22 protein-coding genes and 1 pseudogene are annotated in these 21,886 nt (G+C 61.0%); 13 read left to right on the top strand and 10 right to left on the bottom strand.

Annotated elements, in window-relative coordinates; translation table 11 throughout:
• The first annotated feature begins 379 nt into the window (after nucleotides 1-379).
• A complete protein-coding gene (gene rhtA / locus J3Q04_RS08260; protein ID WP_420767268.1) occupies nucleotides 380-1,267 on the top strand; it encodes a threonine/homoserine exporter RhtA in 888 nt (295 codons plus the stop codon).
• A 165-nt stretch (nucleotides 1,268-1,432) separates the two neighbouring features.
• The gene (locus tag J3Q04_RS08255; protein WP_420767267.1) at nucleotides 1,433-1,714 is read left to right on the top strand and encodes a hypothetical protein; all 282 of its coding nucleotides are present in this window, start codon (nucleotides 1,433-1,435) and stop codon (nucleotides 1,712-1,714) included.
• 8 nt (nucleotides 1,715-1,722) lie between these two features.
• Here J3Q04_RS08255 and J3Q04_RS08250 read toward each other — a convergent pair whose 3' ends face one another.
• Complete coding sequence (locus J3Q04_RS08250) at nucleotides 1,723-2,292, bottom strand: TetR/AcrR family transcriptional regulator (protein WP_434606987.1); 570 nt, start codon at nucleotides 2,290-2,292, stop codon at nucleotides 1,723-1,725.
• Nucleotides 2,293-2,381: 89 nt separating this feature from the next.
• Here J3Q04_RS08250 and J3Q04_RS08245 point away from each other — a divergent pair, with 89 nt between their 5' ends.
• Nucleotides 2,382-3,110, top strand: coding sequence for an SDR family oxidoreductase (locus tag J3Q04_RS08245; RefSeq protein ID WP_420767265.1), 729 nt, complete (start codon nucleotides 2,382-2,384; stop codon nucleotides 3,108-3,110).
• 31 nt (nucleotides 3,111-3,141) lie between these two features.
• A complete protein-coding gene (locus J3Q04_RS08240) occupies nucleotides 3,142-3,732 on the top strand; it encodes a 2-hydroxychromene-2-carboxylate isomerase (RefSeq protein WP_420767264.1) in 591 nt (196 codons plus the stop codon).
• A 10-nt stretch (nucleotides 3,733-3,742) separates the two neighbouring features.
• Here the strand turns inward: J3Q04_RS08240 and J3Q04_RS08235 are convergent, their stop codons facing one another.
• The 4 genes from J3Q04_RS08235 to J3Q04_RS08220 all read right to left on the bottom strand — a co-directional run bounded on the left by J3Q04_RS08235 (nucleotide 3,743) and on the right by J3Q04_RS08220 (nucleotide 7,909).
• Nucleotides 3,743-5,551 (bottom strand): aminopeptidase P family protein, encoded by a 1,809-nt coding sequence (locus tag J3Q04_RS08235; protein ID WP_420767263.1) that lies wholly within the window; start codon nucleotides 5,549-5,551, stop codon nucleotides 3,743-3,745.
• A 50-nt stretch (nucleotides 5,552-5,601) separates the two neighbouring features.
• Nucleotides 5,602-6,768, bottom strand: coding sequence for a cysteine desulfurase family protein (locus J3Q04_RS08230; RefSeq protein ID WP_420767262.1), 1,167 nt, complete (start codon nucleotides 6,766-6,768; stop codon nucleotides 5,602-5,604).
• A gap of 155 nt (nucleotides 6,769-6,923) precedes the next feature.
• Nucleotides 6,924-7,544 (bottom strand): LysE family translocator, encoded by a 621-nt coding sequence (locus tag J3Q04_RS08225; protein ID WP_434606991.1) that lies wholly within the window; start codon nucleotides 7,542-7,544, stop codon nucleotides 6,924-6,926.
• Between the two features lie 98 nt (nucleotides 7,545-7,642).
• On the bottom strand, nucleotides 7,643-7,909 hold the full coding sequence (locus J3Q04_RS08220) for a hypothetical protein (RefSeq protein WP_420767260.1): 267 nt from the start codon (nucleotides 7,907-7,909) through the stop codon (nucleotides 7,643-7,645).
• A 252-nt stretch (nucleotides 7,910-8,161) separates the two neighbouring features.
• Here J3Q04_RS08220 and soxR point away from each other — a divergent pair.
• The 9 genes and pseudogenes from soxR to J3Q04_RS08175 form a co-directional block, all read left to right on the top strand.
• A pseudogene (gene soxR / locus J3Q04_RS08215) lies at nucleotides 8,162-8,529 on the top strand (redox-sensitive transcriptional activator SoxR); the annotation flags it as partial.
• A gap of 222 nt (nucleotides 8,530-8,751) precedes the next feature.
• Nucleotides 8,752-9,966: a PepSY-associated TM helix domain-containing protein gene (locus J3Q04_RS08210; RefSeq protein ID WP_420767259.1), complete on the top strand. Its 1,215-nt coding sequence runs from the start codon at nucleotides 8,752-8,754 to the stop codon at nucleotides 9,964-9,966.
• On the top strand, nucleotides 9,963-10,505 hold the full coding sequence (locus J3Q04_RS08205; protein ID WP_434606995.1) for a thiamine pyrophosphate-binding protein: 543 nt from the start codon (nucleotides 9,963-9,965) through the stop codon (nucleotides 10,503-10,505). The genes J3Q04_RS08210 and J3Q04_RS08205 overlap by 4 nt, the downstream gene beginning before the upstream one ends.
• Complete coding sequence (locus J3Q04_RS08200; protein WP_420767257.1) at nucleotides 10,502-10,828, top strand: hypothetical protein; 327 nt, start codon at nucleotides 10,502-10,504, stop codon at nucleotides 10,826-10,828. Before J3Q04_RS08205 ends, J3Q04_RS08200 begins: the two co-directional genes overlap by 4 nt.
• Nucleotides 10,825-11,400 (top strand): DUF6162 family protein, encoded by a 576-nt coding sequence (locus J3Q04_RS08195; protein WP_434606997.1) that lies wholly within the window; start codon nucleotides 10,825-10,827, stop codon nucleotides 11,398-11,400. The genes J3Q04_RS08200 and J3Q04_RS08195 overlap by 4 nt, the downstream gene beginning before the upstream one ends.
• A gap of 35 nt (nucleotides 11,401-11,435) precedes the next feature.
• On the top strand, nucleotides 11,436-12,365 hold the full coding sequence (locus J3Q04_RS08190) for a metal ABC transporter substrate-binding protein (RefSeq protein WP_434606998.1): 930 nt from the start codon (nucleotides 11,436-11,438) through the stop codon (nucleotides 12,363-12,365).
• On the top strand, nucleotides 12,362-13,114 hold the full coding sequence (locus J3Q04_RS08185; RefSeq protein ID WP_434607001.1) for a metal ABC transporter ATP-binding protein: 753 nt from the start codon (nucleotides 12,362-12,364) through the stop codon (nucleotides 13,112-13,114). The genes J3Q04_RS08190 and J3Q04_RS08185 overlap by 4 nt, the downstream gene beginning before the upstream one ends.
• Nucleotides 13,114-14,013, top strand: a complete 900-nt coding sequence (locus J3Q04_RS08180) for a metal ABC transporter permease (protein WP_434607003.1) — start codon at nucleotides 13,114-13,116, stop codon at nucleotides 14,011-14,013. The genes J3Q04_RS08185 and J3Q04_RS08180 overlap by 1 nt, the downstream gene beginning before the upstream one ends.
• A complete protein-coding gene (locus J3Q04_RS08175) occupies nucleotides 14,014-14,907 on the top strand; it encodes a metal ABC transporter substrate-binding protein (protein WP_434607006.1) in 894 nt (297 codons plus the stop codon).
• Between the two features lie 125 nt (nucleotides 14,908-15,032).
• On the opposite strand, the gene prpF is transcribed toward J3Q04_RS08175, so the two are convergent.
• The 5 genes from prpF to J3Q04_RS08150 all read right to left on the bottom strand — a co-directional run bounded on the left by prpF (nucleotide 15,033) and on the right by J3Q04_RS08150 (nucleotide 21,835).
• On the bottom strand, nucleotides 15,033-16,223 hold the full coding sequence (prpF, locus tag J3Q04_RS08170) for a 2-methylaconitate cis-trans isomerase PrpF (protein WP_434607009.1): 1,191 nt from the start codon (nucleotides 16,221-16,223) through the stop codon (nucleotides 15,033-15,035).
• A gap of 53 nt (nucleotides 16,224-16,276) precedes the next feature.
• Nucleotides 16,277-18,868, bottom strand: coding sequence for a Fe/S-dependent 2-methylisocitrate dehydratase AcnD (gene acnD / locus J3Q04_RS08165; protein WP_434607012.1), 2,592 nt, complete (start codon nucleotides 18,866-18,868; stop codon nucleotides 16,277-16,279).
• A 204-nt stretch (nucleotides 18,869-19,072) separates the two neighbouring features.
• A complete protein-coding gene (prpC, locus tag J3Q04_RS08160; protein ID WP_434559924.1) occupies nucleotides 19,073-20,200 on the bottom strand; it encodes a bifunctional 2-methylcitrate synthase/citrate synthase in 1,128 nt (375 codons plus the stop codon).
• A gap of 40 nt (nucleotides 20,201-20,240) precedes the next feature.
• Nucleotides 20,241-21,125: a methylisocitrate lyase gene (gene prpB, locus J3Q04_RS08155; protein ID WP_434607015.1), complete on the bottom strand. Its 885-nt coding sequence runs from the start codon at nucleotides 21,123-21,125 to the stop codon at nucleotides 20,241-20,243.
• Nucleotides 21,122-21,835, bottom strand: a complete 714-nt coding sequence (locus tag J3Q04_RS08150) for a GntR family transcriptional regulator (protein ID WP_434607017.1) — start codon at nucleotides 21,833-21,835, stop codon at nucleotides 21,122-21,124. The genes prpB and J3Q04_RS08150 overlap by 4 nt, the downstream gene beginning before the upstream one ends.
• Nucleotides 21,836-21,886 lie beyond the last annotated feature (51 nt).

Here is a 21,886-nt window from a genome sequence, read left to right as displayed (position 1 = left end):
AGCGGGAGGCGAATTCTACAGCGTTACTCGCTGCTGTCAACACCTCTTTTTTACCGCTTTCGACCGAGAAGATCGAACCGTCGATAGCGCCCAACAAACCGGCCTACCCACTCCTTCCGTGCTTCGATGAACTGAAGCGAAGCACTTACCGAAACCTGGCTAACTCATTGAAACTCAAGGAGTTTTCCGTTTCGACTGCGCCGGAAGTGGGGCGAATTATAGACATCCAGAATTTGCCGTCAACCGTTATTTTTTCCTTTCTTTATCTTTCCGGCTGAACGGGTCCAAACCCGCCTGATATATAGACTGCGCCGCTTGAAATGCGCACTATATTGCTCAAACCCGTTTCTCTTGCCCTTTTATTGGATGACACCCCGTAATGACTCCAGCCAATCGCAACCTGGTTTCTTCTTTATTCCCGGTTGCCTTGCTAATAATCGCGATGGCCTCGATCCAGTCTGGCGCGGCTCTTGCCAAAAGCATGTTCCCGGTAGTGGGCGCGCAAGGAACCACGACCCTGCGCCTTATCTTCGCCAGCATCATCATGTTGTTATTGCTACGCCCTTGGCGCGCCAAGCTCACCGCTCAATCCCTGCGCACGGTGATGGTCTACGGGATGGCGCTCGGCGGCATGAACTTCCTCTTCTATATGTCTCTTCGTAGCGTTCCGCTGGGCATTGCCGTGGCACTGGAATTCACCGGCCCGCTGGCGGTTGCAATCTACGCCTCGCGTCGGGCGATCGATTTCCTTTGGATCGCCTTGGCAGTGATCGGATTGCTGCTATTGATACCTACCGGGGCAGCTGACACCGGCATCGACTTGGTAGGTGCCGGTTACGCCCTGGGCGCAGGCGTGTGTTGGGCGCTATACATTCTGTTTGGCCAGAAGGCCGGCGCGGACAATGGCGTTCAGACCGCAGCATTGGGAGTCATGATAGCGGCTCTGTTTGTCGCCCCTATTGGTATTGTGCACGCCGGTGCCGCGCTGCTGACGCCGAGTCTGATTCCGGTCGCCATCGGGGTCGCCATCCTGTCCACAGCCCTGCCTTATACCCTGGAGATGATTTCCCTGACCCGGATTCCAGCCCGCACGTTCGGCACGCTAATGAGCGTCGAGCCCGCGATCGGCGCCTTGTCGGGATTTATCTTCCTTCAGGAATACCTGTCGCTGGCGCAGTGGGCCGCCATCACCTGCATCGTCCTTGCATCAGTCGGCGCGACACTGACGATGGGCGATACCGCAAAGCCCGCCATCGCAGCAGATTGAGCAGTTTTTATATAGCTCTGGTATTTACCGCACATTTAGGCCATGTTTAGCCCCGTAACCTAATGCCAGGCATGGATTTTTTTATACAGGACGTCATGAACGCTTCAAGCGAAAGCGAACACAGCCGTACGTAGACACAAGATCCACGACGGCATAAGGACGGGAATGAAACGAATCTTGATCTTAATCGCCGTGCTGGCAGTTGCGGGCTGCGCGGCGACATCGAAAACCGAAATGAAACGCGGTAAAAAGGGCCTTCACATCAATTGCTCCGGTCTGACTTCATCCTGGGACCAATGCGCCGCCACGGCGGCCAATTCATGCGCCCCCAAGAACTACAAGGTGATCGCCAAATCCGGTGATGCCGTCGAGGAACCGGGTGACTATCCCTTCGGGCTCAACCCCGCCGGGTATACCAGCCGCAGCATGATCGTCATCTGCAAATAATCAGCGGATCAGTCAAAGGGTCGCTCGGCGATTCGACGACTGATTTCCTCACGGCTGGATTTGAGGACATCGCGCTGAATCTCAGGCGATGCCAACATGCGTGCCACCAACAATGCCCCGACACATTGTGACAGGACCGCCCATGCCAGGCTGTCACTTCCCATTATCCGCGCCCAGCCTTCATGCAACCGGCAGATCCAAGTCTGTGCCGCCTCCCGTACCTGAATATCCGAGCGCGCGATCTCTGCCCCCAACACGGGCAAGGCACACCCCACCTCCGGTTGCTCCACATGGCTCATGCTCAAGTACTGCTTGAGGCAACGCTCCAGTTTCGTTGAGTCCATGATCCCATCGCCACTCAAGCGGTCCAGGCTGTGGGCCAGCTCTCGTTCGACAATCGCCCTGAAAAGCTCATCCTTGGATGAGAAATGGCTATAGAACGCGCCGCCGCTCAACCCGATCGCCTTCATCAGGCCATCAACGCCCACCGTTGCAAATCCGGATTTCTTAGCGGAGATAGCGCTGCTGGCGAGCAGTTTTTCGCGAGTTTCCATCTTGTGGTTGGCTGAATAACGCATCGTCCTGCCTCTGAATGCACACCTTGACGTTGGCCGGATCTTAACATAACGTCCGTTTAGTTAACGATCGTTTAGCAATGGGACGGACTATGAATAACAAGAAGGTCGTACTGGTTGTGGGTGCTGGCGATGCCACCGGCGGGGCAATAGCCAGGCGTTTCGCCCGGGAGGGTTTCGTTGCCTGCGTCACGCGTCGAAGTGCCGACAAGCTTGAGCCGTTAGTTAACAGCATTCGGGACGAGGGAGGTGATGCTCACGGTTTCGCCTGCGATGCGCGCAACGAAGATGAAGTCATCGGGCTGATCGAGCAAATTGAAGTACAGATCGGACCGATTGAAGCTTTCATATTCAACATTGGCGCTAATGTGCCCTGCAGCATTCTGGAGGAGACGGCGCGCAAGTATTTCAAGATCTGGGAAATGGCTTGCTTCTCCGGCTTTCTCAATGCTCGGGAAGTGGCCAAGCGCATGGTCAAGCGCCAGCGCGGGACAATCCTGTTTACCGGAGCCACGGCCGGATTGCGCGGAGCGTCAGGGTTCGCCGCGTTTGCCGGGGCCAAGCATGGCGTGCGAGCGTTGGCGCAAAGCATGGCGCGCGAACTGGGCCCGATGAACGTCCATGTCGCTCACGTAATAGTGGACGGCGCCATCGACACGGCCTTCATTCGCGACAACTTCCCGGAAAAATATGCCACCAAGGACGAAGACGGCATTCTCGATCCGGAACACATTGCTGAAAATTACTGGTACTTGCATACCCAGCCCCGCGATGCCTGGACATTCGAGCTGGATCTGCGTCCCTGGAGCGAACGCTGGTAAGCCTCCACCTCATAACAAAAAAGAGCAGCCCATGAGCAAATCCGTAGAGTTTTTCTTCGATCTTGGCAGCCCCACCACCTACTTGGCCTACACGCAGTTACCTGCGCTTTGCGCACAAGCGGATAGTGAGCTGATCTACCGCCCGATGTTGCTGGGGGGTGTCTTCAAGGCAACCGGCAACGCATCGCCTGTTACCGTACCGGCCAAAGGGCCTTATCTGTTCAAGGATCTGAATCGCTTTGCTACCCGTTATGGCGTTGAGTTCAAGCTCAACCCCTATTTCCCAATCAACACGTTGCTGTTGATGCGCGCCGTAACCGGGATGCAATTGCGCCACCCAGACCGATTCGAGACCTTTATCGATTGCCTGTTCCGCGCGCTTTGGATTGACGCCCGAAATCTCAACGATCCAGCGACAGTTGCGGCGGTTCTGGAAGACGGCGGTTTTGATCCTGGGTATGTACTGGCCTTGACCTCTGATCAACAGGTCAAGGACCAGCTCAAAAACTCCACCGAAGAAGCGATCCGCAGAGGCGTGTTTGGCGCGCCGAGCATGTTTGTAGGCAACGAGCTGTTCTTCGGCCAGGATCGGCTGGACTTCGTCCGTGAAGCCCTAGCCTGACCTTTTTGCATCAGATCGCCGCTGTCCGGGTGTTCAACCATTGCAGCGCATCGCCTTGCAGCAATGGGCTCAACCGACGCTGAACCTCGGCGTGGTAGGCGTTGAACCAGTCCCTTTCATCCTGGGTCAGCAACGCTGGCTCAAGGCAACGGGTATCGATCGGGCACAGCGTCAGGGTTTCGAAGGACAGGAACTCACCGAACTCGCTACTGCCTGCCTCGCGGTTGAGGACCAGGTTCTCGATGCGCACACCCCAGCGACCCGGGCGATAAGTGCCCGGTTCGATGGACGTGATCATACCCGGCTGCATCGCGGTTTGTGGCGCGGCAGCGGCTTGATAGGCAATGACTTGTGGCCCCTCGTGCACGTTCAGGAAATAACCGACGCCATGGCCAGTCCCATGACCGTAATCCACCTGCTCGGCCCAGATTGGCGCGCGGGCGATGGCATCGAGCAAAGGCGATAGGATACCCCGGGGAAATTTGGCCCGCGATAACGCGATCACACCTTTGAGGACTCGGGTGCAATCACGCTTCTGCTCCGGCGTTGGCGTTCCGACCGGTACCATGCGTGTGATGTCCGTGGTACCGCCGAGATACTGGCCACCCGAATCGATCAACAACAGGCCATCGCCTTCGATAACGGCGTGCGCTTCTTCCGTGGCGTGGTAGTGGGGCATTGCGCCATTGGCATTAAAGGCAGCGATGGTATTGAAGCTCAGGGAGACGAAATCCGGCCGGCGTTTGCGTGCCGCGGTCAGATGTTCATCGATAGTCAGCTCGGTGATGCGCTCGCGGCCCCAGGCGCTTTCCAGCCAGGCGAAGAATTCGCAGAGCGCCGCACCGTCCTGTTCCATTGCCTGGCGGATATGCTCGGCATCCGCCGAGGTTTTGCGGGATTTGGCCAGGGTCGTGGGGTTGAGACCTTCGACCAGCTTGACGCCACTGTCCAGGTTATCCAGCAAGCCGACCGTGACCCGCGCCGGATCGATCTGCAGGCTCGCACCGCTTGGCACTTCACGCAGCGCGGCCGCGGCTTCGCTGTAATCGCGCAGCGTCACGCCATCCTGTTCAAGAGTGGCACGCAATGGCGCACCGACTTTGTCCAAGGCTACGAACAACGTCGCCTGTTGTTGGCCAATCAACGCGAAGGAGACAAACACCGGGTTGAACGACACATCCGCGCCACGCAAATTGAACAGCCAGGCAATGTCATCCAGGGTCGCAATGAAATGCCAATCGGCACCGCGTTCCTTGAGGGATTCGCGCAGTTTGGCAAGCTTCTCTACACGACTCACCGTGGCTTGGGGTGGCAGGTGGGCGTAGACGGGCTGATCCGGAAGGGCTGGACGATCGGTCCAGATCTTATGCAGCAGGTCGACGTCGGTACGCAACCGCGCGCCGCGCGATTCAAGCTTACTGCTCAGCGTGCGGGCCGACGCAACGGCCATGACTGCACCGTCGACCGCCACAACACCACCCTCGGGTGTTTGTTCACCCAGCCAGTCCAATGGGCCGGGCTGACCTGGCATGAGCTTGACCAACTCGATCCCACTGCCCTCCAGTTCCTTCGTGGCCTGTTCCCAGTATCGACTGTCGGCCCAGACCCCGGCGAATTCCCCCGTCACGATCAAGGTGCCGACCGATCCATGGAAGCCGGACAACCACTGACGCCCTTGCCAATAGCCTGGCAGGTATTCGGACAGATGCGGATCGGCCGACGGGACCAGCAGCGCATGAACGCCCTCCTCGCTCATCAACTGGCGAATTCGGGCCAGGCGCTGGGGCACCTCTCCTGGGGTCAAAGGCTCGGTACTCATTATTACTCCTGCTAATCGATTTTATTGTTCGTTGCAAAAGGTCGGTCGGTTCAAGGGGTCGTCGCCCAAAACGCCGGCGCAGCAGCGCAGGCTTCCTTGATAACCCGCACCGCCTCATCAATATCCTGTTCGCTAGTGAAACGCCCCAGGCTCAAGCGGATAGTCCGCCCGGCCGCACGTGCATCATGCCCCAGGGCCAGCAGGACATGGGATGGGCTGTTCTGCGCTGAATTGCAGGCCGAAGTAGCCGAAAATGCAATCGACGCACCCAATGTCGCCGAGTTGAATTCACCTTCATTGAACGTCAGGCTCAACGTGTGGGGAATACGGCAGCTCGCACTGCCATTGATACATACACCGGGTAATGCCAATAGCGGCTCGAGCAAACGATTGCGCAACCGGGCGATCTGGGCAAGCTCCTGGTCGAACGACTGCGCCGCCAGCTCGAACGCAGCGCCCATGGCTGCAATCTGATGGGTCGCCAGGGTGCCGGAGCGCAAACCACCTTCGTGGCCTCCGCCATGAATCTGTGCCGATACCCGAGGCCGCGCACGGTCGCCAACGTATAGCGCGCCGATACCCTTGGGTCCGTAGATCTTATGCGCGGAAAAGGACATCAGGTCCACCGGCCACCGGGCCAGGTCGATGCCCACCTTTCCCGCCCCTTGGGCGGCGTCCATGTGGAACAGCGCGCCGTGCTCGCGAACGATCTCACCGATGGCAACGGCGTCGTTGACGGTCCCCAACTCATTGTTCACCAGCATCAGCGACACGAGGAACGTGTCTTCGCGCAGGGCCTCGCGAACCGCGCGTGCAGTGATCAGGCCATCAGCGTCTGGCGCCAGCCAAGTCACCTCGACGCCACTTTCCTCTAGTTGCCTGACCGTATCGAGAACCGCCTTGTGTTCGATCAGGCTGGTAATGACATGCCCACCACCGGCACCGCGCGCCTGCGCCACGCCCTTCAAGGCCAGGTTATTGGATTCGGTGGCACCGGAGGTCCAGATGATTTGATCGGCTCGAGCGCCAACCAACCGGGCCACCTGCTGGCGTGCCTGCTCCACGGTTTGTCGTGCCTCCTGGCCGAACGCATGGGAGCTGGAGGCTGGGTTGCCAAAGTTACCGTCGAAGCCCAGGCATTGGATCATGACCTGGATAACCCGCTCATCCACCGGCGTGGTGGCGGCGTAATCGAAATACAAAGGACGCTTATTCATAAGGAAACTCGCAGAGCCGGTTCCAAGACCAGGGTGCCCTCGTTGGATTCGAGACAAGCATTACCTGATCAAGACCTTTAAAGAAGTCGGACTTCATTTATAAGTGCGTAGGAACGCTCCTGGAACAGCGAGCTTAGCAGGCATCGCGCCGAAGCTCAGCCCTCACTCATGCTTTCGAGCAACAACGGATACAGCGACGCGACCAACAGCAGCGCCATGCCCCAGTTGAACAGGCGCAACCATCGACGATCACGCAACAGGTTTCGCAACAGGCTGCCACAAACGACCCAAAGGCTGACGCTTGGCAGATTGATCAAGGCAAACACCGCCGCGATCACTACCACATTGAAAAAGTAGCCTTGCAGCGGTGTATAGGTGCTGATTGCACCGATGGCCATGATCCAGGCCTTGGGGTTGACCCATTGGAACGCCGCCGCGCCCCAGTAACCGATCGGCTTGTTGTTGCCCGTTGAGCTGTCCGAGACCGGGCTGGAATGGGCGATTTTCCATGCCAGGTACATGAGATACGCCGCGCCTATGTAGCGCAGCACGGTGTACAGCAATGGATAAGTCTGGAACACCGCGCCCAGGCCAAGGCCCACCGCCAGCACCAGGGAAAAAAAGCCGCAGGTGATGCCCAGCATGTGAGGGATCGTACGGCTGAAACCGAAATTGACACCCGAGGCCAGCAACATGGTGTTGTTGGGGCCTGGTGTGATCGAGGTCACCAGGGCAAACAGGGCGAAGCCCAGCAGCAGGTCAAGCGAGAGCGTCATGGCAGGTCAATCCGTTGGGGCAGTCAAATGATGACCCTACCCCACGTCCCGGCACGCGCCCATGGACAGTTAGGCAAAACTTCGAGCGGTACAGTCCTTCAGCTTGGTCGGCCAGGCAGTTGAACGGTCCGTTCGGCATTCATTTCGCCACGCTCGTCGAAACCGGTATTTTTCTGCGACGGTCCCAGCAATTCGGCTTTCTTCGCGTGATATTCCTCAAAAGAAAGGCCTCGGCGATTCAGCGCTTCGAGCGCCAGCTCACGAGTTTCCTCAGCTGTGTAAGGACGCAGCTCCGGAGACGACGAGGCGCAACCGCTCAATACGGTGACGGCCAACAGTAGCAAGACAGCAAGGATACGGTTCATGGCGGGCGTCCAATGTTCTGTAGTGGGGCGATGAACAAAGGCTACCCGCCAGCATGGAACGGCAAAAATCAACGGTTTCGATAGTGGGTATCGCCCTCTCGTATCTCTCGTTGCGCTTGGCTGACCCAGGGGCAATGCAGAGCGCCGTCCAGGCTGCGCTCGATAATGCGCAGTACCTGAAATGAGCCGAACGTCACCGCTTTGGCCCGATGCTTGTGAACCAGCCACCAGAAATTCCCCTCGCCATCTGAAATGACGATTCCTATAAACCTCCACAAGGAGCCCACCGTTGGCCACGTCGCCGCTCGCAGCGGCGTAGCGGTCACGGCGCTGCACTTCTATGAGTCCAAGGGGCTGATCAAAAGCACCCGCAACCAGGGCAATCAACGTCGCTACCCTCGGGAAGTGCTAAGGCGGGTGGCGCTGATCAAAGTCGCCCAACGCCCGGCCATTCCCTTGGCGGAGATTGGCGAGGCGCTGAAGAATCTGCCGGCGGATCGCGCCCCGACAGCAGCCGACTGGCAGACCTTGTCGGCGCAGTGGAGCCGGAATCTGGATGAGCGCATCAATCAACTGATCGCTCTGCGCGACCGACTGACGGCTGCATCGGTTGTGTGTGTGATCGTTCGGGAGCTTGATGGCTCGCCACCCAAACACCAGACCACGCTTATCGCTAACGCGAAACATTTTCTTTCAACTTACTCTTCAGGATTTGAGTGTCTCGTTCGTCTTAATTAGATGCAGCAGGCCGCGTCGGCAAAAGCCACGGCCTGCTTTTCCAGGGTTCAGGCCGTTGCGAAGCCCGCGACACGGAACCTTCCATCGAATCAAGACGTTCAATCATGTCGAAGAAGTCCCGCTCCAAACTCTGGTTTCTCGTTCATAGCTGGTTGGCGTTGCCCATCTGGTTTTTTGTCCTTATCGTCTGCGTCACCGGCACTCTGGCGGTGGTCAGCCAGGAGATCGTCTGGCTGGTCAATCCTGAGATGCGCGCCAGCAAGCCCAGCGATGACGCCCCGTTGCTCAGCTATGACCAGGTCATGGCCGCCATCAAGCAAGCCCAGCCGCTGACACAAGTGCAAAGTATCGTGCGTCCGGATGAGTCGCATTTTGCCCTTGAAGCCAAAGTCACCTACCCCGACGGCCGCCCGGACACCGTCTACGTCAATCCCTACAGCGGCGTCATCCAGGGATCGGCCCCGGCGTTCAATTTCAGGGCTTTTACCCGCGCCCTGCATGGATGGTGGCTGGTGCCGTTCACCAACGGCTACAGCTGGGGCTGGTACCTGGTGTCTCTCCTCGGCCTGCCGATGCTGGCATCACTGGTTACCGGGCTTGTCGTCTACAAACGCTTCTGGAAAGGTTTCCTGCGCCCGACCTTGCGTATCCGTCACGGCGCGCGGATTTTCTGGGGCGATTTCCATCGGCTCAGCGGTATCTGGTCGATCTGGTTCATCGCGGTCATTTCCGTGACCGGCACCTGGTTCCTGATCGAAGCCACACTGGCCGACAACGGCATCTCGATCTCCAGCGCGCCGGTCGTCCCGGTCGTGGCTCGTGAAAGCGTTCCACTGTCAGCCGATGGTATTGCTCCACCACGATTGAACCTGGACCGAGCCATCGAGATCGCCCGGCAGCAAATCCCGGGGTTGGACGCGAGTTTTGTCAGCCTACCCGGCAATGCCTACAGCCACGTCGAAATCGGCGGGCGCGGCTGGTATCCATTGATGTTCCAGACCGCGACCATCAATCCCTACAGCGGCGAGGTGGACGCCACGCGATTGTTGGCGGACCGCACGCCCCTGGAGTTCGTCACCGAATCCATGCGGCCATTGCACACCGGGGACTTCGGCGGCCTCTGGATCAAGCTCATCTGGTTTTTCTTCGGTCTGATCCTGAGCATGATGGTCCTCAGTGGGTTGCTGATCTGGACCAAACGCACCGCCCTGGCCACTGCCAACGCCGTCAAGCGCAGCCAGAAACCTGCCCGGCCCGCCCGGATCGCCCCCCCATTGCAACCCTCCCTCCACCGTGACTCGCCGGAGGGCAGCCTGTGAATCCGTCCACCACAACCCTGCCACCCTCTCGCCTGGGCCGGTTCTGGCATAAATGGCGTTTCCATCTCAATGTGCTGTTGCTGCTGATTCCCCTGGGCTTCATGCCCAAGTATTTCTCGGAAGCTGCGTTGTTCCGTGGCGACGGCGGGCTCGGAGAGCGGGAAGTCGGTGAGATCCAGGTCGGGCCGTGGAGCTTGCGCCTGGCGGAATTTCGCAACGAAGCCCCTCGTACCCAGGGTCCCGCCGGCCCCATGAAGCACTTCAATGCCGCGCTGTGCCAACGCTGCATCAGCCAGGTGAAAGCCACCTATCTGCGCATTGGCAAGCCCCGCAGCCTGCGGGCCGCCGGGGTGATTTTCTTTGGCTCGCCCTATCGCATGGGCGCGTTGTTGCCAGTCCCGCCGAAGACCCAGCCCGATGCCGAACTGTGGATAACCCTCGAGGGTTGGGACGGTTCGATGCACCAGGCCTCGATTCCACTGAACCAGGCCTCCCCGGCCACCGTTGCCTGGCTGAAAACCCAAGGAGCCCGACCATGACCCTCCGCGCCTTCCTCAACAGCATGGCATTGCTCCTTTGCGCAAGCTTGAGCACCAGCGCACTGGCCCATAACCCGATGTGCGAGTGCAAGGCCATCGACGCCGAGCAGATCCAATGCACCGGCGGTTTTTCCGACGGCAGCGGTGCACCCGGAGTGACGCTGGACGTGATTGGCTATGACGAAACCATCCTCGTTCCCGGCAAGCTCGGCGCCGACTCAACGCTGACCTTCAAGAAACCGGACGCCGAGTTCTACGTACTCTTCGACGCCGGCCCCGGGCACGTCGTGGAAATCGACCAAGCCGACATCGAGGCCCCATGAGCACACCTACCCACCACGTCGTTCGCCCCGCTGGCGCGGGCCACGAAACCCTTTATGTCTTGCTGCTGTGCCTGATCATCGTATTGGGAGCCGGGTCGGTGGTGGCCTGGCATGGCGAAACCCAGGACGTCACTCACGTGCAAAGCAACCAGTTGGATGCCCGTCGCGACCTCAGCGCCGCCGAGCAAGGCATCTATGTCGACCTGCGGGTCACGCTGGACGAGATCCGCATTCTGCGCGAAAGCGAGCTAGCCCTTCCCGGCCCGCAAGCGTTGGCGGACGAAGGTTTTGCCCCGTTCGCCCAAGATGCCAGTTCTGTCACCCGCGGCGGCCACGCCTGGCAACTGCTGGGTGAAAAAGCCTACTTTGGCGCGAGTGCTACCCCGTCAATCGCAGGCTCCTTTCTGATGCGCATCAGCGAAACATCCGACGCGCCCCCGGACATCTGGCTCAACCGCAGCAATCCTGCGACCGCCCCTGCCGTGTTGGACGACGCTGCTTTGTCCGCATCCGGCTGGCAACAGATCGTCGCGCAATTCGATGCCGGCGTGACCCGCCAGCACCGGCATTGACCCCTCGCCCTCATCCAAGAGAAGACCGCTTGCCCATGTCTATCGCCTCTCCACGCCGCCCGTTCCTGTGCCTGCTGTTGCTTGGCCTGCTGGCCTGCCTGCTCGCCCCGATGGCCAGCGCCGAAACGTCCAAGCGCCTGCGCATCGGCATCACCTTGCACCCTTACTACAGTTACGTGGCGAACATCGTCGGTGACAAGGCCGAAGTGGTGCCGTTGATCCCGGCCGGATTCAATCCCCACGCCTATGAACCCAGGGCCGAAGACATCAAGCGCATCAGCGGTCTGGATGTGATCGTGCTCAACGGCGTCGGCCATGACGATTTTGCCGACCGCATGATCGCCGCCAGCGAAACACCAGACGTGAAGGTCATCGAAGCCAACGAAAACGTGCCCTTGCTGGCCGCCACCGGCACTGCCGCCAGGGGCGCGGGCAAAGTCGTCAACCCGCATACGTTCCTGTCCATCAGCGCGTCCATTGCCCAGGTCAACAACATCGCCCGGGAGCTGGGCAAGCTCGACCCCGATAACGCCAAGACCTACACGCAAAACGCTCGCGCCTACGGCAAGCGCCTGCGGCAGATGCGTGCGGACGCCCTGGCCAAGCTGACCCAGGCGCCGAACGCCGAGTTGCGGGTCGCGACTGTACATGCCGCCTACGATTACCTGCTGCGCGAATTCGGCCTGGAAGTGACCGCCGTGGTCGAGCCGGCCCACGGTATCGAGCCGAGCCCCAGCCAGTTGAAAAAGACCATCGATCAGTTGCGCGAACTGGATGTGAAAGTGATCTTTTCGGAGATGGATTTTCCCTCCACCTACGTCGACACCATTCAACGTGAATCAGGCGTAAAGCTGTACCCGCTTTCGCACATTTCCTACGGTGAATACAGCGCCGAGAAATACGAAAAGGAGATGACCGGCAACCTCGACACCGTGGTCCGGGCGATCCAGGAGTCCGGCGCATGACCGTGCAGCAAACCCTTATCCAGCCAAAGGCCGGCCCGCTGATCGAGTTCATCGACATCAGCCTCGAGCTGGGGCGCACCACGATTCTCGACAACGTGGGCTTGCTGATACAACCTGGCAGCGTCCATGCCCTGGTCGGCCCCAACGGCGGCGGCAAGAGTTCCCTGATCAAGACCCTGCTCGGACAAATGCCGCACAAGGGGCGCCTGAGCTTGCAGTGGCCAGGTGAGCCCGGCGTCATCGGCTATGTGCCCCAGGCCCTTGAGTTCGATCGTGGCCTGCCCATGACGGTGGACGATTTCATGGCCGCGATGTGTCAACGGCGCCCGGCCTTTCTCGGCTTGAGCAAGCAGTACACCGGTGCCATCGGCCAGGCCCTGGAGCGGGTCGGCATGCAGGATAAGCGCAAGCGCCGGATGGGCGCGCTGTCCGGCGGTGAGCGCCAGCGGGTATTGCTCGCCCAGGGCTTGATCCCTTCACCGCAACTGCTGGTCCTGGACGAACCGATGTCAGCCCTCGACGAGGCCGGCATCCAGGTGTTCGAGCGGTTGCTGCAGGACTGGCGCCAGGCCGGGATCACCGTGCTGTGGATCGAGCATGACCTGGACGCCGTCGGGCGGCTGGCCGACCGGGTCACGGGCCTCAATCGCCGGGTACTGTTCGACGGCCCGCCACGCCAGACCCTGACCCCGGAGCGACTGCTCACGCTGTTTTCCACCCATCCACGCACCAACGGGAGCGCGGCCTGATGAGTTACGAAGCCTTTCGCTTGATGGTCCAGGGCTGGGCCTCGTCCGGCTATCTGCCCGAAGCGCTGGCCTATGGGTTTGTGGTCAACGCATTGTTGGCCGGGTTGTTGATCGGCCCGGTGCTTGGCGGCCTCGGTACGCTGGTGGTGGTCAAGCGCTTCGCGTTTTTTTCCGAAGCCGTGGGCCATGCGGCGCTGACTGGCGTGGCCGTCGGCATCCTGCTCGGCGAACCCTACACCGGGCCATACGGAAGCCTGTTCGGCTATTGCCTGCTGTTCGGCATCCTGCTCAATTACCTGCGCAACCGAACCGGCCTGTCGCCGGACACCCTGATTGGCGTCTTCCTTTCGGTGTCCCTGGCCCTGGGTGCAAGCCTGCTGTTGATCCTGGCGGGCAAGATCAACGTACACATCTTGGAGAACGTGCTGTTCGGTTCCGTGCTGACGGTCAACGGCAACGACTTGCTGGTGCTGGCGGTGGTCGGTTCACTGGTGATGGCGCTGGCGTTGCCACTGTACAACCGCATCATGCTCGCCAGCTTCAATCCGCAACTGGCGGCGGTGCGCGGGGTGGCGGTCAAGGCCCTGGACTACCTGTTCGTGATCTTGGTGACATTGATTACCGTGGCGGCGGTGAAAGTCATTGGCGCCATTCTGGTGGGGGCGCTGCTGGTGATCCCGGCGGCTGCCGCGCGCCTGCTCAGCCAATCGTTGAAAGGCTTCTTCTGGTGTTCGGTACTGATCGCCACCGTCAGCACGTTGTGCGGGATTCTCGCGCCGATCGTCTTCGACCTGCCGATCCCGTCCGGTGCCGCGATCATTCTGGTGGCCGGCATCGCCTTCGCCCTGAGCGCCATCGCCCGTGGCATCGTCCCCAGCCTCAAAGGGAATCTTGGATAAATGGTTTTTTCACTGCGACAACTGACCCTGGCCGTCGCGTTGTGCGGCGTGGCCGTCACTTCATCATTCGCCGCCGAAAAGGTCCGTCTGCTGGCGTCGTTGCCGGTCACCTACGGGTTGGGCGAGGCCTTGCTCAAGGGCACCGAGGTCAGCCTGGAGCGGGCCGCGCCCGCCAATCTGCCTGGCACCCGCCAGAATGCCTATTTCAGCGGCCGTGGCGCGCCGGCCCTGGGCAAACTGGCCAGTGATGCCGATGCCGTGATCGGCCTGCGCTCGTTATGGCCGGACGATCCGCTGTACCCCATGGCCCGACGCAGCAACATCCGCATCGTCGAAGTCGACGCGGCCCGCCCGGTGGACGGCGCCCTGCCCGGTATCGCCGTGCAACCGGGGATGGCTGACGGTTTGGCGAGCCAGCCATGGATGGCCAGCCCCAACCTGGGGCGGATGGCCGACGTGATCGCCGCCGACCTGGTGCGCCTGGCCCCAAACGACAAAGCGAAAATCGACGCCAACCTGGCGGCCCTCAAGCAACGCCTGCTCAAGCTCAGCGCCGACAGCGAAAAACGTCTCGCCAGTGCCGATAACCTGAGCGTAGTCAGCCTGAGCGAGCATTTTGGTTACTTGATCAGCGGGTTGAATCTGGATGGCATCAGTACTGACGCCCGGCCCGACGCCGAGTGGACGCCCGAGGCCTTGAAGCAATTGACCACAACGTTGAAAGACAATGACGTGGCGCTGGTGCTGCATCATCGCCAGCCGTCGGAAGCTGTGAAAGCGGCCGTTACCGAGGGCGGCAGTCAGTTGCTGGTACTGAGCACCGATGGCGCCGACCCGGTGGCGGAGTTGGAAACTAATGTGGGGGTGGTCGTCACGGCATTGATGGGAGGCTAACCACAGCCACGATGGGAGCGAGCCTGCTCGCGAGAAGCGGTGTGTCAACCAACATAGATGCTGGATGTGCCGGCCTCATCGCGAGCAGGCTCCCACAGGTCTTGGGTTATGTCTGAAGGAACCCGTTAAAAAACATCCCCGGGCACCCGCACGAACCCTTCCATCAATACCCGCGCGCTGCGGCTCATGATGGCTTTTTTCACAGTCCATTCGCCGTCGACCTGGCTGGCCTCGGCGCCGACACGCAAGGTGCCGGACGGGTGGCCGAAACGCACGGCGTTGCGCTCGATACCGCCGGCGGCCAGATTCACCAGGGTGCCGGAAATCGCGGCGGCGGTGCCGATGGCGACGGCGGCGGTGCCCATCATGGCGTGGTGCAGCTTGCCCATGGACAACGCCCGCACTAGCAAATCGACGTCGCCCGCCGCCACGGCTTTCCCGCTGGACGAAAGGTAATCCGCTGGAGGCGCGACAAACGCGACTTTGGGGGTGTGCTGGCGCTGAGCCGCTTCGTCCAGATGCTTGATCAACCCCATGCGCAAGGCACCGTGGGCGCGGATGGTTTCGAACATCGCCAGCGCCTTCGGATCGCCGTTGATGGCGCCCTGCAATTCAGTACCGGTGTACCCGATATCCCGGGCATTGATGAAAATCGTCGGGATGCCTGCGTTGATCAGCGTCGCCTTCAATGTACCAACACCGGGCACTTCCAAGTCGTCCACCAAGTTCCCGGTTGGGAACATCGAGCCGCCACCGCCCTCCTCCTCGGCAGCCGGGTCCATGAACTCCAGCTGTACTTCAGCCGCCGGAAAGGTCACGCCGTCGAGTTCGAAGTCGCCGGTTTCCTGCACCGCGCCGTCGGTGATCGGCACATGGGCGATGATGGTCTTGCCGATGTTGGCCTGCCAGATCCGCACCACGGCCACACCGTTTTGCGGAATCCGGGCCGGCTCCACCAAGCCAGTGCTGATGGCAAACGACCCCACCGCCGCCGACAGGTTGCCGCAGTTGCCGCTCCAGTCCACGAAAGGCTTGTCGATGGACACCTGGCCGAACAGATAGTCGACATCGTGGTCGGCCCGGGTGCTCTTGGACAGGATTACCGTCTTGCTGGTGCTGGACGTCGCGCCGCCCATTCCATCGATCTGTTTTTCGTACGGGTCGGGGCTGCCGATCACCCGCAGCAACAGGGCATCCCGGACCGGGCCAGGGACTCGGGCGGCTTCGGGCAGGTCTGGCAGGCTGAAGAACACGCCTTTGCTGGTGCCGCCACGCATGTAAGTCGCGGGGATCTTGATTTGAGGCGAGTGAGCCATGTGCTCCAACTCCTTAAAAACGGGCGGCCGGAAAAACCGGCCACCCAGGCGATTTAAACGGCCACCGCCGACTCGAGGAAGTCCTGGGCAAAGCGCTGCAACACGCCCCCGGCTTCGTAGATCGACACTTCCTCGGCGGTATCGAGGCGGCAGGTCACCGGCACTTCGACGCGCTCGCCGTTCTTGCGGGTGATGACTAACGTCAACGTCGCGCGCGGGGTGCGCTCGCCGATCACGTCGTATATTTCGCTGCCGTCGATGCCCAAGGTCTTGCGATCTGTACCGGGCTTGAACTCCAGCGGCAACACGCCCATGCCCACCAGATTGGTGCGATGGATGCGCTCGAAGCCTTCGGCAACGATCGCCTCGACACCGGCCAGACGCACCCCCTTGGCCGCCCAGTCCCGCGACGATCCCTGGCCGTAGTCGGCGCCAGCGACGATGATCAACGGCTGCTTGCGTTCCATGTAGGTCTCGATGGCTTCCCACATGCGCATGACCTTGCCTTCCGGCTCGACCCGGGCCAGGGAGCCCTGCTTGACCTTGCCGTTTTCAACGACCATTTCGTTGAACAGTTTCGGGTTGGCGAAGGTCGCGCGCTGCGCGGTCAGGTGGTCGCCGCGGTGGGTCGCGTAAGAGTTGAAGTCCTCTTCCGGCAGGCCCATTTTCGCCAGGTACTCACCGGCGGCGCTGTCCAACATGATGGCGTTGGATGGCGACAGGTGATCGGTGGTGATGTTGTCCGGCAGCACCGCCAGCGGGCGCATGCCCTGCAGCGGCCGCGCACCGGCCAATGCACCTTCCCAATAAGGCGGGCGGCGGATGTAGGTGCTTTGCGGGCGCCAGTCGTACAGCGGCGTGACTTTCGGGCCGGTGTCTTCCTGGATGGCGAACATCGGGATGTAGACCTGGCGGAACTGCTCCGGCTTCACCGCCGCCTTGACCACGGCTTCGATTTCTTCGTCGCTTGGCCAGATGTCCTTGAGGCGGATTTCACGACCGTCCACCACGCCCAGCACATCCTTCTCGATGTCGAAGCGAATGGTCCCGGCGATGGCATAAGCAACCACCAGCGGCGGCGAGGCCAAAAACGCCTGCTTGGCGTACGGGTGGATACGCCCGTCGAAGTTGCGGTTGCCCGACAGCACGGCGGTGGCGTACAGGTCGCGGTCGATGATTTCCTGTTGGATCACCGGGTCCAACGCGCCGGACATGCCGTTGCAGGTGGTGCAGGCAAACGCCACCACGCCGAAGCCCAGCTTCTCGAGCTCGGGCGTAAGGCCGGCTTCATCCAGGTACAGCGCCACGGTTTTAGAGCCCGGTGCCAGGGATGACTTGACCCACGGCTTGCGGGCCAGGCCCAGGCGGTTGGCGTTGCGCGCCAGCAGGCCTGCGGCGATCACGTTGCGCGGGTTGCTGGTGTTGGTGCAACTGGTGATCGCGGCGATGATCACCGCGCCGTCGGGCATTTGCCCAGGCACGTCGTCCCACTGGCCGGAGATGCCTTTGGCGGCCAGATCCGACACCGCGACACGGGCGTGGGGGTTGCTCGGGCCGGCCATGTTGCGCACGACCGAAGAAAGATCGAACGTCAGGCCACGCTCGTATTGCGCGCCCTTGAGGCTGTCTGCCCACAGGCCAATGGTCTTGGCGTAGTGTTCGACCAGCTGCACTTGCTGGTCTTCGCGCCCAGTGAGCTTCAGGTAGTCGATCGTCTGCCGATCGATATGGAACATTGCCGCCGTGGCGCCGTACTCAGGGGCCATGTTGGAGATGGTCGCCCGGTCGCCCAAGGTCAGCGCGCTGGCGCCTTCGCCGTAAAACTCCAGCCATGCGCCCACGACTTTTTGTTTACGCAGGAATTCAGTCAGCGCCAGCACCATGTCGGTGGCGGTGATGCCCGGTTGCAGCTTGCCGGTCAGCTCGACGCCGACAATTTCCGGCAAGCGCATCCACGAGGCGCGGCCAAGCATGACGCTTTCTGCTTCCAAGCCACCAACGCCGATGGCAATCACGCCCAGTGCATCGACGTGGGGCGTGTGGCTGTCGGTGCCGACGCACGTGTCCGGGAAGGCCACGCCGTCCCGCTGCTGGATCACCGGCGACATTTTCTCCAGGTTGATCTGGTGCATGATCCCGTTGCCCGGCGGAATCACATCGACGTTCTTGAAAGCTTTCTTGGTCCAGTTGATGAAGTGAAAGCGGTCTTCGTTGCGGCGGTCTTCGATGGCGCGGTTCTTGGCGAAGGCCTGGGGATCGAAACCGGCGCTCTCGACCGCCAGGGAGTGGTCGACGATCAGTTGGGTCGGCACCACCGGGTTGACTTGCGCCGGGTCGCCGCCCTGCTGGGCAATGGCGTCGCGCAAACCGGCCAAGTCCACCAGGGCGGTCTGGCCGAGAATGTCATGGCACACCACCCGCGCCGGAAACCATGGGAAGTCCAGGTCGCGCTTGCGCTCGATCAGTTGCAGCAGCGATTCACGCAGCGTGGCCGGGTCGCAGCGGCGCACGAGGTTCTCCGCCAATACGCGAGAGGTGTACGGCAAGCCATCGTAGGCGCCGGGGCGGATGGCCTCCACGGCCGCGCGAACATCGAAATAATCCAGCGAAGTGCCAGGCAGCGGTTTGCGAAATTCTGTGTTCATCGTCAGGACTCGGGTCACGGTGGTTTCAGAAGGATTGGCGCAGCTACTGAAGTGAACATGTTCCCTTGTGGGAGCGAGCCTGCTCGCGATTGCGGTGTGTCAGCCAACATTGATGCTGCTGACCCGACGCTATCGCGAGCAGGCTCGCTCCCACAGGGTTGTGGGTTTATCCAGTTCCCCAGTTCCTGCGGCTAGCCCTCCAGCTCAGCGTTGTTCGATTGGCACGAACTTGCGCTGTTCGACGCCGGTGTATTCGGCGCTCGGTCGGATGATGCGGTTGTTGGCGCGTTGTTCGAACACGTGGGCGGCCCAGCCGGTCAGGCGCGAGCAGACGAAGATCGGCGTGAACAGCTTGGTCGGGATGCCCATGAAGTGGTACGCCGAGGCATGGTAGAAATCGGCGTTGGGAAACAGTTTCTTCTGCTCCCACATGGTCTTGTCGATGGCTTCGGAAACCGGGAACAGCACCGTGTCGCCCACTTCATCGGCAAGTTTTTTCGACCAACCCTTGATGACCTCGTTGCGCGGGTCGTTGTCCTTATAGATCGCGTGGCCGAAGCCCATGATCTTGTCCTTGCGCGCCAGCATGCCGAGGGTGCCTTCGATGGCATCCTGGGGTGAGCTGAAGCGCTCGATCATTTCCATCGCCGCCTCGTTGGCGCCGCCATGCAACGGGCCGCGCAACGAGCCGATGGCGGCCGTGATGCAAGAGAACAGGTCCGACAGCGTGGAGGCGCAGACGCGGGCGGTGAAGGTCGAGGCGTTGAATTCGTGCTCGGCGTAGAGAATCAGCGACACGTTCATCACCTTGACGTGCAGCTCGCTCGGCTTCTTACCGTGCAATAGATGCAGGAAGTGGCCGCCAATGGACACTTCGTCAGTTACGCATTCGATGCGCTGACCTTCGTGGCTGAAGCGATACCAGTAGCACATGATCGCCGGGAACGCCGCGAGCAGGCGGTCGGTCTTGTCGTGCTGTTGGGAGAAATCCTGCTCGGGCTCAAGGTTGCCGAGGAACGAGCAACCGGTGCGCATCACGTCCATCGGGTGGGCGTCGGCGGGAATGCGCTCCAGCACTTCTTTCAAGGCTTGGGGCAAGTCACGCAATTGGCGCAATTTACCGGTGTAGGCGTCCAGCTGTGCCTGGGTCGGCAGCTCGCCGTACAGCAGCAGGTAGGCCACTTCTTCAAATTGCGCATCCGCCGCCAGGTCGCGGACGTCGTAGCCGCGATAGGTCAGCCCGGCGCCCGACTGGCCTACGGTGGATAGGGCAGTTTGCCCAGCTACCTGGCCACGGAGCCCGGCGCCACTGAGTACTTTTGCTTCGGCCATGTTCTGTCTCCATTTTCTTGAATTTGTAGGGAGTCGCGCCTTACTTCTTCGCCGCGAACAGCGCATCGAGCTTCTGCTCGAAGGTGTGGTAGTCGATGCGATCGTAAAGCTCCATGCGGGTCTGCATGGTGTCGATGACATTCTGTTGCGTGCCGTCGCGACGGATGGCGGTGTAGACGTTTTCGGCCGCCTTGTTCGTGGCCCGGAAGGCCGACAGCGGGTAGAGCACCAGGGACACGTCGGCCCCGGCGAGTTGTTCGGTGGTGTAGAGCGGGGTCGCGCCGAATTCGGTGATGTTGGCCAGGATCGGCGCTTTCACGCGGCTGGCGAACAGCTTGTACATTTCAAGTTCGGTGATGGCTTCGGGGAAAATCATGTCGGCGCCGGCCTCGATGCATGCGGCGGCGCGGTCCAGGGCCGATTCCAAGCCTTCCACCGCCAGGGCGTCGGTACGGGCCATGATCACGAAGCTGTCATCGGTGCGGGCATCGACGGCGGCCTTGATGCGGTCGACCATTTCCTGCTGCGAGACGATTTCCTTGTTCGGGCGATGGCCGCAGCGCTTGGCGCCGACCTGGTCCTCGATATGAATCGCCGCCGCACCAAACTTGATCATCGACTTGACCGTGCGCGCCACGTTGAACGCCGAGGAACCGAAACCGGTGTCCACGTCCACCAGCAACGGCAAGTCGCAAACATCGGTGATGCGGCGCACGTCGGTCAGCACGTCATCCAGGCCGGTGATGCCCAGGTCCGGCACGCCGAGAGAGCCGGCTGCCACGCCGCCACCCGATAGGTAGATCGCCTTGAAACCGGCGCGCTTGGCCAGCAGCGCGTGGTTGGCGTTGATCGTGCCGACCACTTGCAGCGGATGCTCGCTGGCGACCGCATCGCGGAATCGCTGGCCTGGAGTGCTGTTGCTCATGACTCACCTCGTTCAGTGGCGGCGCTGTCCTGGAAATGACGCGCAATGTTGCGTTTGGACGCGCCGATGTGCCGGCGCATCAATAATTCAGCCAGTTCGCCGTCACGGTCGGCGATGGCATCGAGAATCCGATGGTGCTCGGCAAAAGCCTGGCGCGGACGGTTGGGCGTGGTGGAAAACTGGATGCGGTACATGCGCACCAGTTGGTACAACTCGCCGCAGAGCATCTGCGTGAGGGTGCGATTGCCGCTGCCCTGGATAATCCGATAGTGGAAGTCGAAGTCGCCTTCCTGCTGGTAATAGCCGACACCGGCCTGGAACGCCGCATCGCGCTCGTGGGTTTCCAAGACCCGGCGCAGTTCGTCGATTTCCTCCAGGGTCATGCGCTGCGCCGCGAGGCGACAGGCCATGCCCTCCAGGGACTCGCGAATTTCATAGAGCTCCAGCAGCTCGGCATGGCTCAGCGAGACCACTCGTGCCCCGACATGGGGGATGCGCACCAGCAGGCGCTGGCCTTCGAGGCGATGGATCGCCTCGCGCAGCGGCCCACGGCTGATGCCGTAGGTACGGGCCAGTTCGGGCTCGGAGATCTTGCTGCCCGGGGCGATCTCGCCCTTGACGATGGCAGCCTGGATGCGTCGAAAAACGTTCTCGGACAAGGTCTCGACATCGTCTTGGACGAGGACCGGCATTTCGAGCTGATCGAGCATATTGTCGACACCTTTAAAATCAATACGGCAAAAACTAAACGTATAACCCTC

Origin of the sequence: Pseudomonas sp. D4-21, assembly GCF_051132125.1 — a bacterium.
Taxonomy (GTDB): domain Bacteria; phylum Pseudomonadota; class Gammaproteobacteria; order Pseudomonadales; family Pseudomonadaceae; genus Aquipseudomonas.
Note: the sequence above shows the minus strand (reverse complement) of the source record. Positions and strands in the feature narration are given on the sequence as shown.

What these genes read in the sequence shown, in the direction of transcription:
- J3Q04_RS08195 (WP_434606997.1), top strand. Translation starts at nt 10,825, where the DNA reads ATGAGCACACCTACCCACCACGTCGTTCGCCCCGCTGGCGCGGGCCAC.
- J3Q04_RS08200 (WP_420767257.1), top strand. Translation starts at nt 10,502, where the DNA reads ATGACCCTCCGCGCCTTCCTCAACAGCATGGCATTGCTCCTTTGCGCA.
- J3Q04_RS08210 (WP_420767259.1), top strand. Translation starts at nt 8,752, where the DNA reads ATGTCGAAGAAGTCCCGCTCCAAACTCTGGTTTCTCGTTCATAGCTGG.
- prpB (WP_434607015.1), bottom strand. Translation starts at nt 21,125, where the DNA reads ATGAGCAACAGCACTCCAGGCCAGCGATTCCGCGATGCGGTCGCCAGC.
- J3Q04_RS08250 (WP_434606987.1), bottom strand. Translation starts at nt 2,292, where the DNA reads ATGCGTTATTCAGCCAACCACAAGATGGAAACTCGCGAAAAACTGCTC.
- J3Q04_RS08245 (WP_420767265.1), top strand. Translation starts at nt 2,382, where the DNA reads ATGAATAACAAGAAGGTCGTACTGGTTGTGGGTGCTGGCGATGCCACC.
- J3Q04_RS08220 (WP_420767260.1), bottom strand. Translation starts at nt 7,909, where the DNA reads ATGAACCGTATCCTTGCTGTCTTGCTACTGTTGGCCGTCACCGTATTG.
- J3Q04_RS08255 (WP_420767267.1), top strand. Translation starts at nt 1,433, where the DNA reads ATGAAACGAATCTTGATCTTAATCGCCGTGCTGGCAGTTGCGGGCTGC.
- prpF (WP_434607009.1), bottom strand. Translation starts at nt 16,223, where the DNA reads ATGGCTCACTCGCCTCAAATCAAGATCCCCGCGACTTACATGCGTGGC.
- J3Q04_RS08180 (WP_434607003.1), top strand. Translation starts at nt 13,114, where the DNA reads ATGAGTTACGAAGCCTTTCGCTTGATGGTCCAGGGCTGGGCCTCGTCC.
- J3Q04_RS08185 (WP_434607001.1), top strand. Translation starts at nt 12,362, where the DNA reads ATGACCGTGCAGCAAACCCTTATCCAGCCAAAGGCCGGCCCGCTGATC.
- prpC (WP_434559924.1), bottom strand. Translation starts at nt 20,200, where the DNA reads ATGGCCGAAGCAAAAGTACTCAGTGGCGCCGGGCTCCGTGGCCAGGTA.
- J3Q04_RS08150 (WP_434607017.1), bottom strand. Translation starts at nt 21,835, where the DNA reads ATGCTCGATCAGCTCGAAATGCCGGTCCTCGTCCAAGACGATGTCGAG.
- J3Q04_RS08190 (WP_434606998.1), top strand. Translation starts at nt 11,436, where the DNA reads ATGTCTATCGCCTCTCCACGCCGCCCGTTCCTGTGCCTGCTGTTGCTT.
- J3Q04_RS08235 (WP_420767263.1), bottom strand. Translation starts at nt 5,551, where the DNA reads ATGAGTACCGAGCCTTTGACCCCAGGAGAGGTGCCCCAGCGCCTGGCC.
- J3Q04_RS08225 (WP_434606991.1), bottom strand. Translation starts at nt 7,544, where the DNA reads ATGACGCTCTCGCTTGACCTGCTGCTGGGCTTCGCCCTGTTTGCCCTG.
- J3Q04_RS08230 (WP_420767262.1), bottom strand. Translation starts at nt 6,768, where the DNA reads ATGAATAAGCGTCCTTTGTATTTCGATTACGCCGCCACCACGCCGGTG.
- J3Q04_RS08240 (WP_420767264.1), top strand. Translation starts at nt 3,142, where the DNA reads ATGAGCAAATCCGTAGAGTTTTTCTTCGATCTTGGCAGCCCCACCACC.
- acnD (WP_434607012.1), bottom strand. Translation starts at nt 18,868, where the DNA reads ATGAACACAGAATTTCGCAAACCGCTGCCTGGCACTTCGCTGGATTAT.
- rhtA (WP_420767268.1), top strand. Translation starts at nt 380, where the DNA reads ATGACTCCAGCCAATCGCAACCTGGTTTCTTCTTTATTCCCGGTTGCC.
- J3Q04_RS08175 (WP_434607006.1), top strand. Translation starts at nt 14,014, where the DNA reads ATGGTTTTTTCACTGCGACAACTGACCCTGGCCGTCGCGTTGTGCGGC.